Annotated in this window: 16 protein-coding genes; 8 read left to right on the top strand and 8 right to left on the bottom strand. The window is 37.8% G+C overall.

What is annotated here, in order from left to right; genetic code table 11:
- Positions 1-128: 128 nt before the first annotated feature.
- Positions 129-1,208, bottom strand: coding sequence for a DUF1835 domain-containing protein (locus ACQKN2_RS05935; protein WP_427414153.1), 1,080 nt, complete (start codon positions 1,206-1,208; stop codon positions 129-131).
- A 190-nt stretch (positions 1,209-1,398) separates the two neighbouring features.
- On the opposite strand from ACQKN2_RS05935, the gene ACQKN2_RS05940 reads away from it, so the two are divergent.
- Positions 1,399-2,580: a pyridoxal-phosphate-dependent aminotransferase family protein gene (locus ACQKN2_RS05940; protein ID WP_427414154.1), complete on the top strand. Its 1,182-nt coding sequence runs from the start codon at positions 1,399-1,401 to the stop codon at positions 2,578-2,580.
- Between the two features lie 334 nt (positions 2,581-2,914).
- Here ACQKN2_RS05940 and ACQKN2_RS05945 read toward each other — a convergent pair whose 3' ends face one another.
- The gene (locus tag ACQKN2_RS05945; RefSeq protein WP_427414155.1) at positions 2,915-3,493 is read right to left on the bottom strand and encodes a TetR/AcrR family transcriptional regulator; all 579 of its coding nucleotides are present in this window, start codon (positions 3,491-3,493) and stop codon (positions 2,915-2,917) included.
- A gap of 291 nt (positions 3,494-3,784) precedes the next feature.
- On the opposite strand from ACQKN2_RS05945, the gene ACQKN2_RS05950 reads away from it, so the two are divergent.
- From ACQKN2_RS05950 to ACQKN2_RS05965, 4 genes are all read left to right on the top strand, one after another.
- On the top strand, positions 3,785-4,963 hold the full coding sequence (locus ACQKN2_RS05950) for an MFS transporter (RefSeq protein ID WP_427414326.1): 1,179 nt from the start codon (positions 3,785-3,787) through the stop codon (positions 4,961-4,963).
- A 22-nt stretch (positions 4,964-4,985) separates the two neighbouring features.
- A complete protein-coding gene (locus ACQKN2_RS05955) occupies positions 4,986-6,059 on the top strand; it encodes an LLM class flavin-dependent oxidoreductase (protein WP_427414156.1) in 1,074 nt (357 codons plus the stop codon).
- A 29-nt stretch (positions 6,060-6,088) separates the two neighbouring features.
- Entirely contained in the window at positions 6,089-7,030 is a 942-nt protein-coding gene (locus ACQKN2_RS05960) for an alpha/beta hydrolase (protein ID WP_427414157.1), read from the top strand.
- 231 nt (positions 7,031-7,261) lie between these two features.
- Positions 7,262-7,453 (top strand): hypothetical protein, encoded by a 192-nt coding sequence (locus tag ACQKN2_RS05965; protein WP_049666523.1) that lies wholly within the window; start codon positions 7,262-7,264, stop codon positions 7,451-7,453.
- Positions 7,454-7,825: 372 nt separating this feature from the next.
- Here the strand turns inward: ACQKN2_RS05965 and ACQKN2_RS05970 are convergent, their stop codons facing one another.
- Both ACQKN2_RS05970 and ACQKN2_RS05975 read right to left on the bottom strand, forming a co-directional pair.
- On the bottom strand, positions 7,826-9,166 hold the full coding sequence (locus ACQKN2_RS05970; protein WP_427414158.1) for a D-serine ammonia-lyase: 1,341 nt from the start codon (positions 9,164-9,166) through the stop codon (positions 7,826-7,828).
- A 2-nt stretch (positions 9,167-9,168) separates the two neighbouring features.
- Positions 9,169-9,630: a YaiI/YqxD family protein gene (locus ACQKN2_RS05975; protein ID WP_323646551.1), complete on the bottom strand. Its 462-nt coding sequence runs from the start codon at positions 9,628-9,630 to the stop codon at positions 9,169-9,171.
- Between the two features lie 187 nt (positions 9,631-9,817).
- Between ACQKN2_RS05975 and gdhA the strand changes: the two genes are divergently transcribed.
- The 3 genes from gdhA to ACQKN2_RS05990 all read left to right on the top strand — a co-directional run bounded on the left by gdhA (position 9,818) and on the right by ACQKN2_RS05990 (position 12,875).
- Entirely contained in the window at positions 9,818-11,191 is a 1,374-nt protein-coding gene (gene gdhA / locus ACQKN2_RS05980) for an NADP-specific glutamate dehydrogenase (protein WP_427414159.1), read from the top strand.
- A 173-nt stretch (positions 11,192-11,364) separates the two neighbouring features.
- A complete protein-coding gene (locus ACQKN2_RS05985) occupies positions 11,365-12,051 on the top strand; it encodes a phosphoribosylaminoimidazolesuccinocarboxamide synthase (protein WP_197144151.1) in 687 nt (228 codons plus the stop codon).
- Between the two features lie 170 nt (positions 12,052-12,221).
- Complete coding sequence (locus ACQKN2_RS05990; protein ID WP_427414160.1) at positions 12,222-12,875, top strand: YIP1 family protein; 654 nt, start codon at positions 12,222-12,224, stop codon at positions 12,873-12,875.
- Between the two features lie 61 nt (positions 12,876-12,936).
- Here the strand turns inward: ACQKN2_RS05990 and ACQKN2_RS05995 are convergent, their stop codons facing one another.
- The 4 genes from ACQKN2_RS05995 to ACQKN2_RS06010 form a co-directional block, all read right to left on the bottom strand.
- Complete coding sequence (locus tag ACQKN2_RS05995; protein ID WP_427414161.1) at positions 12,937-14,139, bottom strand: NAD(P)-dependent malic enzyme; 1,203 nt, start codon at positions 14,137-14,139, stop codon at positions 12,937-12,939.
- A 639-nt stretch (positions 14,140-14,778) separates the two neighbouring features.
- A complete protein-coding gene (locus tag ACQKN2_RS06000; protein ID WP_427414162.1) occupies positions 14,779-15,387 on the bottom strand; it encodes a DUF998 domain-containing protein in 609 nt (202 codons plus the stop codon).
- A gap of 94 nt (positions 15,388-15,481) precedes the next feature.
- The gene (locus ACQKN2_RS06005) at positions 15,482-16,312 is read right to left on the bottom strand and encodes an MBL fold metallo-hydrolase (RefSeq protein WP_427414163.1); all 831 of its coding nucleotides are present in this window, start codon (positions 16,310-16,312) and stop codon (positions 15,482-15,484) included.
- Between the two features lie 97 nt (positions 16,313-16,409).
- The coding region (locus ACQKN2_RS06010; RefSeq protein ID WP_427414164.1) for a hypothetical protein at positions 16,410-16,666 on the bottom strand (257 nt) is incomplete at its 5' end.

The following is a 16,666-nucleotide window of genomic DNA, read 5'->3' on the forward strand; positions in this document are numbered from 1 at the left end:
AGGCAAAATTAAAAATGAGTCCGGTGCAATACCGAACTCATTTTACCCAAGCTGCCTAATGAAATAACCGTGTCTAACTTTTAGGGGTCACTTCATACGCCTTTTAAAGGGTAAAGAGGTTTTCTTTCTTATTCACGTAATTTTACACTATAGTGTCTCATGGACTTAGGAATACCTTTTAATACAAGCACCCCACTAAAGACTAATAATCTTATTCTACATTCTAAAAAGAAGACACTTGGAAACCCGTCCATTAAAGGTAAGAGTTCCGCAATCACTGTTCCGGTCTTTATAAAATCTTTTGTTGCTTGTTCATTATGTAGCCTTTCTATCGTATCTATAATAAGTGGGTCAAAATATTTTTCTGGTACCTCTTTTATTTCATTATTAATCCATATGCGCAGAACATCGTTAGTTTGTGATAAAGTTTCCCACTCATTTTGGAAAATAAAACGGTCCTGGATAGTTAATGGCTTTTTTTCTTTTATGTTCAAAAAAAGCTGCGCCAATTGCTGTGAACTAAGATGACTTGTCGTACAATTAGTCTTACCATGTTCTGTTGTATTAATAAGAAAAATCTCATTTGATTTATCTCGCAACAAATAGAGGAAAAAACGAAGCCCACATTGTTCATCGGCATTATTACCATACCAAATATAGATTGGAACATGATTTGAGATATCTTCTATTTCGCGCAAAGTATTTGTAAACTTATTTTGATAAACATCTTCCTGTCCATCGTTAATATTTTCAAATAACCAATCATTTCGGAAGGCTTGACCTCTTTTCTCCTCTAACTTCCACAATGGTCCAATTGAGAAGCAATCAGGGAATCCAATCACATGTTTAGGTGGTGCAAGCGCTACTCTCACTGAACCAGCAGCAGATTCAGAGCTTACAATATGAACTGCCTGCGTTGTTAATCGTTGGTCGACAAAACGGTGTTTTTGAATACAATCATTGATAATTTTTACTAAGTTGCATATTTCATCGTGCTCTAAATAGAATCCCCAACCCTCAATTGATTCACTTTCTTCATGGTTGAATGTTTTAAATTGGGAATGATGCTGTATTTCATATACCTCCCATTCACTATAATCCATCAAATCCGATGCGTTCAGATAATTATGTGTTTTAATTCGATAGACAAAAACCGTATTTGACTCCAATAAAAAATAGATAAATAGATAATTTACTATTGATTCCATAACTCAGAGCCCCCTTTATTTAAAAATCTTACCATATTCATATATTGGAAACTATTCGTTGTATTTTTCTACTCTCTTACGTTAACCTATCAAATTTTGAAAAAGAAGTTAGATAACAGAAAAAATATGCTATATTATAGTTAGAAAATTTAGAATTTCTAATTTTTAATTACAAAGGGGTTTGATGATTGTGTATGAAAATATTTTAAGACATCCAGGACCTACGCCAATTCCGAAAAAGGTTCAGCTTGCGATGAATCGCGATATTATTAGTCATCGAAGCAATGAATTTGTAGAGCTTTACCGTGAAACAATTGAATTAGTGAAACCTGTTTTTGGGACAAAGCAGGATATTTTACTCCTTCCATCAGGTGGTACGGCAGCTTTAGAAGCTGCAGCGGTTAACACCGTTTCTGCTGGTGAAAATGTTGTTGTGATCACTGTTGGAGCGTTCGGAGACTATTTCGTTTCGATTTGTGAGAAATATGGCTTTCATGTACATAAGCTTGAAAAAGATTGGGGACAAGCTTGCACAGCTAATGAGCTACGAGAATTCTTGCAGCCGTTGAAGGATATTAAAGCTGTTTTTGTCACATACAATGAAACTTCGACTGGTATCATAAACCCAATTGCTGAATTAGCACAAGTTGTTCGTGAAGAAACGGATGCATTATGTATTGTCGATGGTGTAAGTTGCATTGGTGGAGCTCCCGCTGAAATGGATGCTTGGGGAATCGATATTCTTGTTACTGGTTCTCAAAAAGCTATGATGCTACCTCCAGGACTTTCTCTTGTCTGCGTTAGTGATAGAGCTTGGAACGTTATTGAAGAAAATAATACACCGTCCTATTATTTAAACTTATTAAGCTATCGTAGCTGGGCAGAAAAAGGGATGACGCCAAACACGCCAACTGTCACACTTATATATGGACTCCATGAAGTATGTAAGCTTATAGAGGAAGAAGGAGGCATTGAACATACAATTGCCCGTCATGAACTAATGAAAAACATGGTTCGTCATGCCATGAACGCCCTTAATATTGACCTTCTCACTACTGATGAGCATGCTTCACCTACCATTACAGCGATAATGGCACCAAAAGGGATTGCACTCGGTGACTTCTTGTCACATTTAAAACAGCAATATCATTTAGATTTCGCTGGAGGACTTGGTCATTTGCAGGGTAAAATTTTTAGATTCGGTCATATGGGCTATTGTTTCCCAAGTGATATTTTACAGGCTATTTCTTTAATGGAAGCCGCACTTCAAGACTTTGAATATGACTTTGAGCTAGGTGCAGGTGTACGGGCAGCACAAGAAGTATTTTTAACCGCTCCGCGAAAACAATGCCACGATAAAGTGAAACTTTAATCAGCGAGATCTTCTTCATCTCCACCGATGATTTGTCTTAACCAATCTTGCTTATATGAGTAGTTATCCTACATTTTACTGCTAGTTAATGTGGGATAAAGTTTTAAACCTCCAAATCTATGCATGGATTTGGAGGTTTGATTATTTATTTGAGTTAATTTCATAAATTTAATCCTTTTAATCCCTTTAGTTTCAATGGGTCCGAAACAAACTTTTCAATATGGCTTTTTATATTGAGGCTGGGACATAAATAGTCACGAGAAGAAGTAAAAAAAGTGAAATCGCGTCGTCGATTTCACTTTTTTCGAAAGATGTTAATAGTTTACAAAATTTATTAAAGTAATGTGAGAGTTGTTGCGATTGCATTGTCAATAAATGATTTTTGTGGTTGAGATTTCATCATGACCGTTAATCCAATTAACGCCACAATTAGAGCCTGTGCTAAAGACTTTGCATCCGTTTCTTCCTCTAACTCACCCGATTGGATTCCTCGTTCAATTGTCTCCTGAAAAATGACGGCTAGATAAAGTTGATGTTCTCTCGTTAAGATTTCAAATCTCTCATCATGAGGAGCTAGTTCAACCATTGTATTGATGCAAAAACAGCCATTACTAAGATCTTTCGTATATTCAGCAGCAATCACTTCTTCAAAAAAAATAGCAAATGCCTGTTTTACAGAGGTATGACCTTGAAGTCTAGCTCGTATATCAGCTGCACGAGATGTCGTATATCTACGAAGTGCTGCTTCGAATAGTTCCTTCTTATCACCAAAGGTTGAATAAATACTCGGACGTTGAATCCCCATTCTAGCAGTGAGATCACTTAAAGAAGTAGCTTCATAGCCCTTCTCCCAAAATAACTGCATGGCAGCCTCTAAAACTTTTTCCTCATCAAATTCACGGGTTCTTGCCATAAAAAATCCACCTCCATTGTTTAAGAGTTATTGAGTTCGTCACTTTAAAATTTTAAATACCAAGCAGTATGTAAACATTGTATAATCAGCTGCTTTTATTGTCAATTTCCATTGTATTAGGTAAATGCGGAGTAAAATAATTTCAAATAAACCCTTGACATTATAAACAATACTAAGATATATTTACCAATAATTATATTGTACCGAACGGTATGTTATAATTAAAATCCAATAACGAACGGAGGATATGGTGTGGACAATGATCTGAGGCAAGAAGTGGATGCATCTGTGATGAATCTACAACCTTCTATGTCTAGAACTGTAACTTTATTATTCGCAACAGCCTGTGGAATGTCTGTCGCCAATATTTATTTCGCACAGCCGTTGCTTGATCAATTGTCTAATGAATTTAATATTGATCACTCGACAATAGGTGTTGTAATTACCATCACGCAGATCTTTTATGGGTTGGGCTTATTACTTCTGGTGCCTCTTGGAGATTTACTAAACCAACGACGCTTGATTATCGGACAGATGCTATTATCCATAACGGCTTTGTTTATAGTTAGTACTGCTTCTTTTAGCGTGGTGCTTTTTACAGGTATGGCCTTAGTAGGTCTACTTGCAGTTGTGACGCAGACACTTGTGGCGTTTGCAGCAACTATGGCTTCCCCTACAGAACGTGGACGTGTTGTTGGTATTGTTACAAGCGGGATCGTCATCGGCATTCTGCTTGCTCGAACCTTCGCTGGTCTATTAACAGACCTTGCAGGATGGCGTTCCGTCTATCTAGTCTCTGCCGCCCTCATGCTTGTAATGGTTTGTATGTTTCTGAAGGTGTTACCAAAGGTGGAGCGTGAAGTAAAATCACTCCCCTATCATCAGCTAATTAAATCCGTGTTCACTCTGTTTATACAAGAAAGAACATTACGCATCCGCTCAGTTCTAGCCATGCTAATTTTTGCTGATTTCAGTATTTTGTGGACTTCACTTGTTCTGCCACTTAGTGCGCCACCATTAGCTCTTTCACATAGTGTAATTGGCGCATTTGGTCTCGTTGGAGTAGCTGGTGCACTAGCTGCAGCACAGGCCGGGAAACTGGCCGATCGAGGTTACGGACAAAGAACAACAGGTATTGCTTTAGTTCTATTACTCATTTCATGGTTGTTTATCAACTATCTAGAACTGTCGTTATTGGCATTAATTGTAGGTATTGTGTTGCTTGATTTGGCCGTACAGGCAGTACATGTAACTAATCAGACGATGATTCTTCCATTACGTACAGAGGCACGGAGTCGACTTACTGCTGGATATATGATGTTTTATTCCATCGGCAGTGCTGGCGGCTCAATTGCTTCTACACAGATGTATGCACACTTTGGTTGGGAAGGGGTTTGTTTCCTCGGAGCTTTAATCAGTGCACTTGCTCTTATTTTTTGGGTTACGACTAAACGGTTTACAAAATATTAGATTTGATTAGGAGAGATAACAAATGGAAATAGGAATTACCTCTTTTGTAGAAACAAAACCAGATGTTCATAGCGGTGAAGTGATTAGTCATGCACAACGTTTGCGTGAAGTGGTTGAAGAAATCATTCTTGCAGATCAAGTGGGGCTGGATGTGTTTGGTGTTGGCGAGCACCATCGAGAAGATTATGCTGCATCCTCTCCAGCAATGGTACTATCTGCTGCAGCTCCACAAACAAAAAAGATTCGGCTTACAAGTGCAGTAACAGTTCTATCTTCAGCTGATCCTGTACGTGTCTTTCAGGATTTTTCCACATTAGACGGACTATCAAATGGGCGTGCTGAGATTATGGCAGGTCGTGGTTCCTTTATCGAATCCTTCCCCTTGTTTGGCTACAATTTAAATGATTATGATGAACTATTTGAGGAACATTTGGACTTACTCCTCAAAATTCGAGAGTCAGAAAAAGTAGTATGGGAAGGTAGACATCGACCAGCAATCAATAATTTAGGTGTGTATCCAAGACCTATTCAAAACTCCATACCAATATGGGTTGGTAGTGGAGGAAATCAACAATCTGCCATCCGTGCAGGACTTTTAGGATTACCACTTATGCTAGCAATCATTGGTGGCAATCCAATGCAGTTTGCACCTATCGTACAGCTCTATAAAAAGGCAGCTGCTCAAGCAGGGCATGATTTATCAAAACTTCAGGTGGGATCTCATTCAATAGGTTTTGTTGGCCCGAATACTGAGTGGGCAGCGAATACGTTTTTCCCATCAACAAAGGCGGGCATGAATAAATTGGGTAAAGAACGGGGTTGGCGATATTATGATCGCTCTAGCTATGATGCTGCACGAAGTTTGGAAGGGGCTTTATATGTAGGTGATCCGGATACAGTTGCTGAAAAAATCATACATCTTCGTAAACACGTAGGGATTACACGTTTTATGATGTACGTACCATTAAGTACGATGCCGCATGATCAAGTTATGCAAGCTATAGAATTGCTCGGAACAAAAGTTGCTCCTCTTGTACGTGAGGAAGTTGCCAAATGGGAGAAGGAAATGGCACTAGAAGGACACCCATTTCTTTAAGATATCATTATTTAACAGGAGGAATTTATATGACGATCAATAACCGAGTCTTGCCAGAATTAAGACAGACTTACTCCCAATTTCCAGGCTTTCGGTTGGAGAAAGATTTAGAGTGGAGTCGAAGTCTCTTGTCCAACCCACCTTCGGAGAAGTCAGAACTTGTACACACATCAAATCGTATGATTCCCAGAGGTGATGGAAACGAGATGTTGGTTAAAATTTATGAACCAGTTGAACGAAATATTAATCAACTTCCAGCGATGCTTTGGATTCATGGCGGTGGTTTCGTTATGGGACACCCTGATATGGATGATATTTTATGTGAACGCTTTGTTCAGACTGCTAATTGCGTTGTCGTTTCGGTTGATTATCGACTTGCTCCTGAGCATCCTTACCCGGCGGCTATAGAAGATTGTTATGCAGGGTTAGTATGGATGACAAACGAGGCACCATCCCTTGGCATCGATGTCAAACGGGTAGCGATTGCAGGCGCAAGTGGTGGCGGAGGGCTAACAGCAGCTCTAGCATTAATGGCTCGCGATAAAGGAGGACCCTCAATTATATTCCAGATGCCACTGTATCCAATGCTTGATAACCGAAATGAAACACCTTCCAGCTACGAGATTACCGAGGATCATGCAATATGGAGTAGAACTAATAATTTGACCGCTTGGGGTATGTACTTAGGTGAGGAAAAGGACACCCATGAGCTATCTCCGTATGCGGTCCCTTCAAGAACAGATAACTTAGCAGGATTACCTCCAACTTATACATGTATAGGTCAACTCGATTTATTCCGAGATGAAACCATTGATTACGTGACACGTCTTGCCCAAGCAGGAGTAGATGTTGAATTCCAACTCTACCCTGGTAGCTTCCATTGCTTTGAAGTCTTTGTGCCAGATGCGAAAGTAAGTCAACGAGCTAGTCAGAATTATTTAGATGCTATGACACGCGCTCTTTATTCTTAATATCGGATAGCCCTAAACTTCAAATGAGGCTCTCTCCCCCACTGACTGATTTGAAAAAGTCGGACTGTGTAAGAGCACGATACACCTAAGTAAAATTGCAATTTAGGTAAATACTTCACGGCATGATCGCCTGAATAACCTTTTACAGCCAGAATTATGAATATGAGTGCATTTTCTAAAGCTAAAAGTGTTATACTATTAAGCACGTTATAAATTGAGTAGTTAGACAGTTTGAAATATTTTAAACCACAAATGCAGCAACTTGTGAAAGAAAACCGTGAATTACATGATCGCCTAAAAGAGTTAATGTCCGAAATGGATTTGCAAAAAAATTATGCTTTAAAAGCTCTATATCACGCTGAAGTAGCGGACGGTGGACGCTATCAGCAAGATTATCAAGCGTTGGACTATTTATATAAATAACTCTAAATGAGCAAAAACACTTCTAATAATTTCCATTAAACAAAATAAAAAGACAGAATCCACTCTTTTAGTTAAAATGAAAGCTCTCACACAACCATCCACCAAAGGAGCGTATCTGTCTGATGAATAGATTAACACATCACCAACAAATCAACAAAGGGTTTCTTGATTGGCAATTGCCGTTTTACTTCCCCAAGCCTTTTTTACAACATTTGTAAGCGCAAAATACTACACACCTTCTAATGAATAAATATTTGAAATAAAACACGATGTGATGTTTTGAATAAATTTGCGATCAAATTTTTAAAAGTAATAAACGCAAGAATGTTGATTCCAAATAGCATTCTTGCGTTTTTTCATTAACTAACTACCTTAATCATTAATTCTTGCTACTTGCCTCACCTTTGCCATGTATTCCTCACGCATTTCCACCGGCACCATTCTTCCACCTGTTGCCCATACAAGATGGGTAGCTTGCTCCATCTTATCAACTAAATCATGCTTTTCTAAATAACTTTGTCCATTTTTCATTAACTGTATCGGTCCAAACATCCCTGCATGCGCAGATGGTTCTAAAAATAATCCTTCTACCTCCATAGCTAATGCTAGTGATTTAAATAATTCCTCATCTTTTACTGTGTAGCAGCCACTAATATATGTTTCCATCACCTTGCCAACAAATTTCGATGCACGACCTACAGCAAGGCCGTCTGCTTCCGTTTTATTATCAAGACCAATATCTTCTACACTGATGGCGTCATGTAAACCTGTCATTAAGCCAATTGTCATACAAGGGGAGGCTACGGGCTCAGCGAAGAAGATATGGGCATGTTCTCCAAAAATTTCACGTATGCCGTATGCAACACCGCCTGGTCCACCACCTACACCACACGGCAAATACACGAACAATGGATGGGCTTCATCCACAGTAATATTCGTCTTTTCAAACTGTGCTTTTAAACGCTTCGCCACCACTGCATAGCCAGCAAATAAGTCCTTCGAATTCTCATCATCAATAAAATGGCACATAGGGTCTTGTTCAGCTTCTCGACGCCCTTGTTCTACTGCAACGCTATAATCAGCTTCATATTCAATAACTGTCGCACCTTTTTCACGCAGCAATGCTTTTTTCCACTCTTTTGCATCACTCGACATATGTACAACGACATTAAAGCCGAGTTTTTTGCCCATAATGCCGATACTTAATCCTAGATTACCTGTCGAACCTACGGCAATTGTGTATTGCTGGAAGAATGATTGAAAATCCTTTGTTGCCAACACCGCATAATTGTCCTCTTTTGTTAGTTTGCCACTAGCGATCGCAAGCCGCTCTGCATGCCTTAATACTTCAAAAATACCACCACGAGCTTTAATAGAGCCTGAAATTGGCAATGTATGATCACATTTTAAGATCAATTGACCTGGTATTAAAACATCAAATTCCTTTTCAAGAGCTTTCTTTATCAAAGATATGTCTTGTATAGATGATTCAATAAGTCCTTTATTTTCCAGAAGCTCAGGAAATGCTACAGTCAAATAGGAAGAAAAGCGTTTAAGTGTTTCTTCTGCCTCCTCAACCTCTTCCATTGAAAAAAGATTGGTTTCCCCCCTTTTTTTTCGATTTGTATTTTCCCAAAGCACAGTATCATGATTTGCTAGCTCTTCTAATCTCGGAAATCGATTAAATAGTTCGTGTTTTAGTTCATCTTTCACCTTTAGATTCCTCCATTTTTTTGAGCTAAAATTGCTCGTTCACAAATTTGTCGAAATTTCAATTCGAACGAAATATTGTTTTCTTGTGTTCGTTTTTTTGGTCCTCTCGTACGTCCACCAGCACGTCTAATTTTTTGTCCTACATGGCGCATATCGAGCAAACGTTCGATATTTTCATTGGACATCTCTCGTCCATTTTGATCGATTGGATATCCTCCCCTTGCCAAAACCATAGCTGCTAATCCGTAATCCTGTGTAATGACAATATCATGCTTTGAAAGCGCATTCACTAGCGTAAAATCAACCGAATCTGGACCCTTAGGAACAATAATTGTTATTACATTATCACGTTCAACACGGTGGGATGTATCGCAAAACAAGATTGTTTCAATCTCAAACTCAGATGATATAGATAGTGCCAAATCCACGACTGGACAAGCATCAGCGTCAATTAAAACCTTCACAATAAAGCATCATTCCTTTCTCATAATTAGATAGATCAACCACATCATTATTATTTCAATATAATATTTCCCTAACTCCACTTGTTCAATTTTTCACAAACTTTAGACTGTTTAAAAAAGTATTTTATTGAATAGTGCGAAAAATAGATATACGATACAAATATCAAATATCTGGAGGTTTTTTACTATGACAACTACAACTGTTAGCAACGAACAATTAGCAAAAGAATACGTTGATGGCGTATTCGAGCAACTAAAAAAACAAAATAGCTATCAAGCGGAGTTCTTACAAGCAGCAGAGGAAGTTTTCATTTCATTAGTGCCTGTATTTGCACAACACCCTGAATATATAAAAGCCAATATCTTATCTCGTATCGTTGAGCCAGATCGAATTATTTCCTTCCGTGTTGCTTGGCAAGATGATAACAATCAAGTTCAAGTAAACCGTGGTTACCGTGTGCAATACAGTAACGTAATGGGGCCATACAAAGGCGGTCTTCGCTTCCATCCTTCCGTAAATGAATCAATTATCAAATTCTTAGGCTTTGAACAAATCTTTAAAAATGCTTTAACAGGCCAACCAATCGGTGGTGGTAAAGGTGGTTCAAACTTCGATCCTAAAGGTAAGTCAGATTCAGAAATCATGCGTTTCTGTCAAGCATTCATGACTGAATTATACCGCCATATTGGTCCAGATGTCGATGTTCCAGCAGGTGATATCGGTGTTGGTGCTCGTGAAGTCGGCTATTTATGGGGCCAATATAAGCGTGTAACAAAAGCAAGCGAATCTGGTGTATTAACTGGTAAAATTCCTGGCTATGGTGGCTCTTTAGCTCGTAAAGAGGCAACTGGGTATGGTACTGTTTATTTTGTAAATGAAATGCTAAAAGATGCCAACGATTCATTCGAGGGTAAAACAGTTGTAGTTTCTGGCTCTGGTAACGTTTCAACTTATGCAATTGAAAAAGCACAGGCCTATGGTGCAAAAGTTGTTGCTTGCTCAGACTCTTCAGGCTATATTTACGATCCAGAAGGTTTAGACCTTGATGCAATTAAAGAAATTAAAGAAGTAAAAGGTGATCGTATCTCCACTTACTTAAACTATCGTCCAAATGCTACATTTACTGAAGGCTGCACGGGTATCTGGACGATCCCTTGTGACATCGCGCTTCCATGTGCTACTCAAAATGAAATTAATGGCGATTCGGCTCGTACTTTAATTGAAAACGGCGTAAAAGCTATTGGTGAAGGTGCAAACATGCCATCAGATTTAGAAGCAATTAACGAATTCTTAAATGCGGGCGTATTATTCGGTCCTGCAAAAGCGGCTAATGCCGGAGGTGTTGCTGTATCTGCTCTTGAAATGGCGCAAGATTCTAGTCGCGTATTCTGGTCATTTGAAAAAGTAGATGCTAAATTACACGAAATTATGAAAAATATTTACGCAGATAGTAAAGCGGCTGCTGAAAAATATGGTTACCCTGGGAACCTTGTAGTTGGCGCGAACATCGCTGGCTTCGTAAAAGTTGCTGATGGTATGCTAGCAGAAGGCGTATATTAACAACTTCAATTCACCTTAAGATGATAACGAATATTCGTTATCATCTTATTTTTTAATAAAAAAAGAGTTAAAACACACATAAAAATTATAATAAAACGAACAATTTTACTATTAAACAATTAAAACATTCGTGTTATAATAATGAAGTACTACAACATATTGGAGGGTTTTTTGTGGAATTATTGTATACAGGTAAAACGAAAAATGTGTTCAAGTTAGAAGATGGTCATTACTTATTAAAATTTAAAGATGATGTAACTGGTGAAAACGGCGTATTCGACCCAGGTGCTAATACGGTTGGTTTAACAATCGACGGTGCTGGTTTGGCTGGTCTTCGCTTAACTTCTTATTTCTACTCAAAACTAAACGAACAAGGTGTTCCTACTCACTATGTTGATGCAAACTTCAACGATGCAACTATGACGGTAAAACCTGCAACTGTTTTCGGTAAAGGTTTAGAGGTCATTTGCCGCTTCAAGGCCGTAGGATCTTTCTTACGTCGCTATGGTGCTTACGTGAAAGAGGGACAAGACTTAGATTCTTTCGTAGAAGTTACCATCAAAGATGATGATCGACTAGATCCTCCTATTTCTGAAGATGCTTTAGCAATGTTAGACCTATTAACACACGAAGAATATGCAATTTTAAAACAACGTACAATTGAAATTGCTAAATTTGTTGCTGCAGAACTTGCCAAAAAAGGGTTAACCCTTTACGATATTAAATTAGAATTTGGCCGAGATGCTCAAACAAATGAAATTTTATTAATTGATGAAATTTCAGGTGGTAATATGCGCGCTTACAAAGGCGAACAATACATAGAACCATTAGAGCTTGAAAAAATTATGTTAGCTGAATAAAAAATCCATTCTATCAATTTGCTATGTCTGACTAGATACGAGTAATCAAAAGAGTCGCTTTCTTGCGGCTCTTTTTGTTACTAAGATGATTTTTTTTGAAACATTTCATTGGGTCATTCCGTATACTTATTATACGCATAAATTTTTACTATTATTTTGGAGGTAATTTGATGGATAACTATAATGAAACATCACAAGAAAGGCCAAAGGTTAATCCATTTTTGTCTATTTGGTTACATCCGAAGCAAACAACCCGTTACATGATAGAAGAAAAATCAATAGGTTTTGCAATTCTTCTCATGTCAATTGGTTATCTAGGTGTTACACTTTCAGACCTTATTGATAGTACATTTTTGTCAGACTGGTCTCCTTGGTTTATCGTCATTTTTTGTGTTATTGCAGCACCGATTTCAGGGATAATTGGTACGGCTTTTTCTGCACTAATCACTTGGCTGTTCGGTAAACTTTTTAAAGGAACAGGCACGTACTCAGACTTATTCAAAGGGCTAAGTTTAACTGCTATCCCATTTATAGTACTTATTCCTTTTTATTTAATTTGGTTATTTACATCACCTGAGTCTTTAATGAATTCTGATTACACCGGATCTTACCCTTGGTTTTTTTGGCTAGCAATTTTATTAACCATTGTGGTTGTTATTTGGTCCGTCGTTATTACAGTAGGAATTGTTGCAGAGGCACATCAAATACCAAATTGGATGGCCTTCTTAACACTATTAATTCCAACCATTATTTTCGTAATACTATTCATTATTCTTATGATTGTTCTCTTTTTAATTTTCGGCATTTTCATCGGAATGATGTAAAAAAAGCTCCCCTCTCTTTGAGAGCGGGAGACTTTTTTAGGTTCACCTGTATAAGTAAATATTAAACTGAAAGCACTGTATTTTGTTGGAATAGCTCCGACACACCTGACTCAACAGCTGCACCACCTACAGCTTGCGAAACAATTTCAACAACCCGCTCATCTAATGATTTCGGTACAATATATTCCTCGGTTAATTCCTCATCACTTACAAGAGCGGCTATCGCTTCCACTGCGGCTATCTTCATCGCTTCATTAATATCTGTTGCTCGGACATCCAATGCCCCACGGAAAATACCAGGGAAAGCAAGTACATTGTTAATTTGGTTTGGATAATCTGAACGTCCTGTCCCCATAATACGCACACCCCATGCCTTGGCGTTTTCATACGTAATTTCAGGATTTGGATTCGCTAGTGCAAACACGACCGGATCTTCATTCATTGAAGCGATATGTGCTTCTGTTAATAAATTGGCAACCGATACGCCGATAAAGACATCAGCCCCTTTAATGGCATCCTCCAATGTACCATGTATTTTTTCGGGATTTGTTAAATGGGCAACCGTTTCTTTAATTGGATTCATACCTTCAGCGCGACCCTCATAGATGAGTCCCTTTGTATCGCACATATAAATATTTTTATAGCCCATTTGTACAAGTATACGCAAAATAGCAATACCCGCTGCACCTGCACCATTAATCACAACCTTCATCGTTGCCACATCTTTCTTCACAATACGATTGGCATTAATCATCCCTGCACCTACTACAATCGCTGTCCCATGCTGGTCGTCATGAAATACAGGAATATCACATTCTTGGCGCAGACGATCTTCAATTTCAAAGCATCTTGGCGCTGAAATATCCTCTAAGTTTACAGCACCAAAAGTTGGAGCAAGTGCCTTCACAATGCTGACGATTTCATCCGTACTCTTCGTATCTAAGCAAATAGGAAAAGCATCAACATTAGCAAAGCGCTTTAATAAAATGGCCTTTCCCTCCATAACCGGTAATGCCGCCTTCGGACCGATATCTCCTAATCCTAATACCGCAGTACCATCTGAAACAACCGCCACCATATTCCCCTTCATTGTATAGTCGTAAACAAGTGATGGATTTCTTTCAATTTCTATGCAAGGCGCAGCTACCCCCGGTGAATACGCAAGACTTAGATCATATGAATCTTGCACAGGTACTTTAGAAATCACCTCTAATTTCCCACTATAATACTCGTGCATTTCTAAAGCCTTTTTCATAATGTCCATTCAATCCCATCCTTTTCTTTTCGAATTATTATATATTTCAGAATCATAATACTTTGTGAAAGTAAAGTCAACGAATTTTCTGTCAATTTTATTTATTCTTCGAAATAGCGCCATTTTTAATCGCCCATACAACTTTTGCGTCAAGTTATTAACTTCACAATCAATTATTTTAATATAATCTTAACATCCATTAGCCTCTCAATAAATGTACAATTACCGGCATTTAACCTGTTCAACTTTTCACATAGTATTTTTCTTATGTAAATGAGAAATTTTTCACAAACTAATGTAAGCGCATCCATTATTCCACCTAGTTTCGTCACATTTTCTCCACATTTTTTCACAAAGTTTTTTATTATACATCCTCAAGTATTCTTACTTCACTTTCTACTTTCGTCGATTTTTAAGCAAAAAAAGATATGTAATGATAATATAGATGTTTAATCTTAAAGTAGAAAAATGCATTACACCGTCCGTAAATGTGGACGGTGTAAAAGTAAAGATTTTTTAATCCTTTGAACAATTACTGAATAAGAACTCCTAGAAATAACAATAAAGTCGTTTAAAAACCCAATCATTATGCAACAATCACGCGCGTTTGTTTAATTGTTAAAAACCTTCTACCAATACATTCATTTATCATAGAAGGTAAACGAACCAGATGCTTACGACAATAAACCAAATGTTGATTGACAACAAGAACACTCGCTCACAAATCCCAAAGATAAATCGCAACGGCTTGAACATCGTTACAATAACAGCCCCAAGCGAGATAGAAGAAATCATGGTTATGATGTAAAAAAATGGATCTAGATTTTTAAAGCCTTCCAATAATTTCAAATGACTTCCTCCACGATCAATGACCATATAGGAAAAAGCGAACGCAAGAATAGCAAATAAGTAATGGAGTTTTCCCCGAACCGTAAGTTTTTCTCCTTCTAGGTCAGTTGGAAAGAATAACATGAGGATACGTGAGATGACCATTAGAATGATTAAAATCGGAATGGACGCGGATATGGAGAAGCGATCTTTTACATTCAACAACACGATAGAAAGTGATAATGCCCCTAAATTGCTTAACCAAGCGTAAATTAAAAATAAATTTTTTGTAGCACCTACACCGTAATCACTTACAGCATGTCGAATAGGATGATAGCCTGTTTTCTTAAAGTGAAGTATGAGAAAAAAAATGAAATAACTCAAAAAGAACAATACGGCCACAATCGATAGGATTTTCTCGATGGACAATTTCAGACCTCCCTTAATTTTAAACGACTTTATTATTTTTAAAACAATTATATTATGATTTAAACGACTTTATTATCACGAAACAAAAGAGCCCTTATTTTAAGGACTCTTGCGTAAATTGATTTATAAAAGCGGTAATAATATGCTTGGAAGACCACTGTTCTCCTGATACTTTTGTAATCGGGTAGTCACGAGAAAAGATTGATTTTGTCATTTCTTCTACCGAATAACCTATATCAAATAATTGCCTTATACTGCTCTCCATTTCTTCTAAATACGCAATTTTTTCTTGTATTTTCGCTCTACCATCCGCTAAAAAACCCGCATGACAGCAATAAACTTCTTCGAAATCATAGTTTAATATTTTCTTTAAAGACGCTAAGGTATGTACGATATTTTCTTCATCAAGGACAACCTTAGTTTTCGTCTGTATATACAAATCACCTGTAAACATAGCGCCTGTTTCTCGATTATAAAATGATACATGATCGGTCGTATGTCCTGGCGTTTCAATAACATCCCAAGTAGCTGATTTCGTTTGTAATGTATCGCCTAACGGTTGTGCAATAAACGCTGGTCGCTCATCCCATAATGCCTGTCGGTAAAAAGGATACGCCCCATCCTGTGCACAAAGGCTCACCGAATCACGGTGAATATAAATAGGTACTTCCTTATACTGCTGAATCCATGCTGCATTTCCTGAATGATCCTCGTGAGAATGAGTGAGCGCCAATTGTTCCATCGGTAATTCGTTAAAAAAGGATTGGAACTCCTGCGAAAGTGAGTATGAGCCTGTATCAATTAATAACCCATCCACAAAAAAGCTATAAACACTCATGCCAATCCCCTGAACTGCCACTTTCCCGTGAGCACATTGCACATCACGATTTTGTTGAATTTCTATACTTTTCTCTCGTTTAAACATCCTTTCTCCCCCTTTGTAAAAAAAGTGTAGCATAAAATGAATTCTCAGTCATTTTATGAATACATCATAACTCGGATTGTTGCTATAATACCCTTTGTCAAATGATGCATTTAAAATAATCGAAAATTAAATGATTGCTATTAAAACAGCTCCTACTATTAATAGAGAGATCATTGCACCGTATTCTAGATTCATTAGAAAAGTCCAGCTTGCTGTAGTAGAGGGTACAATCCACATATATTGTTTCATAATTGGTCGCTTTGGCTGTTTTCTCCACGATTTGGGTGGGGCTATCCATCATTTTGACGGTTCTATCCACGATTTGGGCGGGGCTATCCACGACTTTGATGGTTC

Origin of the sequence: Lysinibacillus sp. NPDC093688 (assembly GCF_050280145.1) — a bacterium.
Lineage (GTDB): Bacteria > Bacillota > Bacilli > Bacillales_A > Planococcaceae > Lysinibacillus > Lysinibacillus xylanilyticus_B.

Excerpts from the sequence above, each read along its gene's own strand:
- ACQKN2_RS05960 (WP_427414157.1), top strand. The coding sequence starts at position 6,089 with ATGACGATCAATAACCGAGTCTTGCCAGAATTAAGACAGACTTACTCC.
- ACQKN2_RS05950 (WP_427414326.1), top strand. The coding sequence starts at position 3,785 with ATGAATCTACAACCTTCTATGTCTAGAACTGTAACTTTATTATTCGCA.
- gdhA (WP_427414159.1), top strand. The coding sequence starts at position 9,818 with ATGACAACTACAACTGTTAGCAACGAACAATTAGCAAAAGAATACGTT.
- ACQKN2_RS05935 (WP_427414153.1), bottom strand. The coding sequence starts at position 1,208 with ATGGAATCAATAGTAAATTATCTATTTATCTATTTTTTATTGGAGTCA.
- ACQKN2_RS05995 (WP_427414161.1), bottom strand. The coding sequence starts at position 14,139 with ATGGACATTATGAAAAAGGCTTTAGAAATGCACGAGTATTATAGTGGG.
- ACQKN2_RS05945 (WP_427414155.1), bottom strand. The coding sequence starts at position 3,493 with ATGGCAAGAACCCGTGAATTTGATGAGGAAAAAGTTTTAGAGGCTGCC.
- ACQKN2_RS06005 (WP_427414163.1), bottom strand. The coding sequence starts at position 16,312 with ATGTTTAAACGAGAGAAAAGTATAGAAATTCAACAAAATCGTGATGTG.
- ACQKN2_RS05990 (WP_427414160.1), top strand. The coding sequence starts at position 12,222 with ATGGATAACTATAATGAAACATCACAAGAAAGGCCAAAGGTTAATCCA.
- ACQKN2_RS05955 (WP_427414156.1), top strand. The coding sequence starts at position 4,986 with ATGGAAATAGGAATTACCTCTTTTGTAGAAACAAAACCAGATGTTCAT.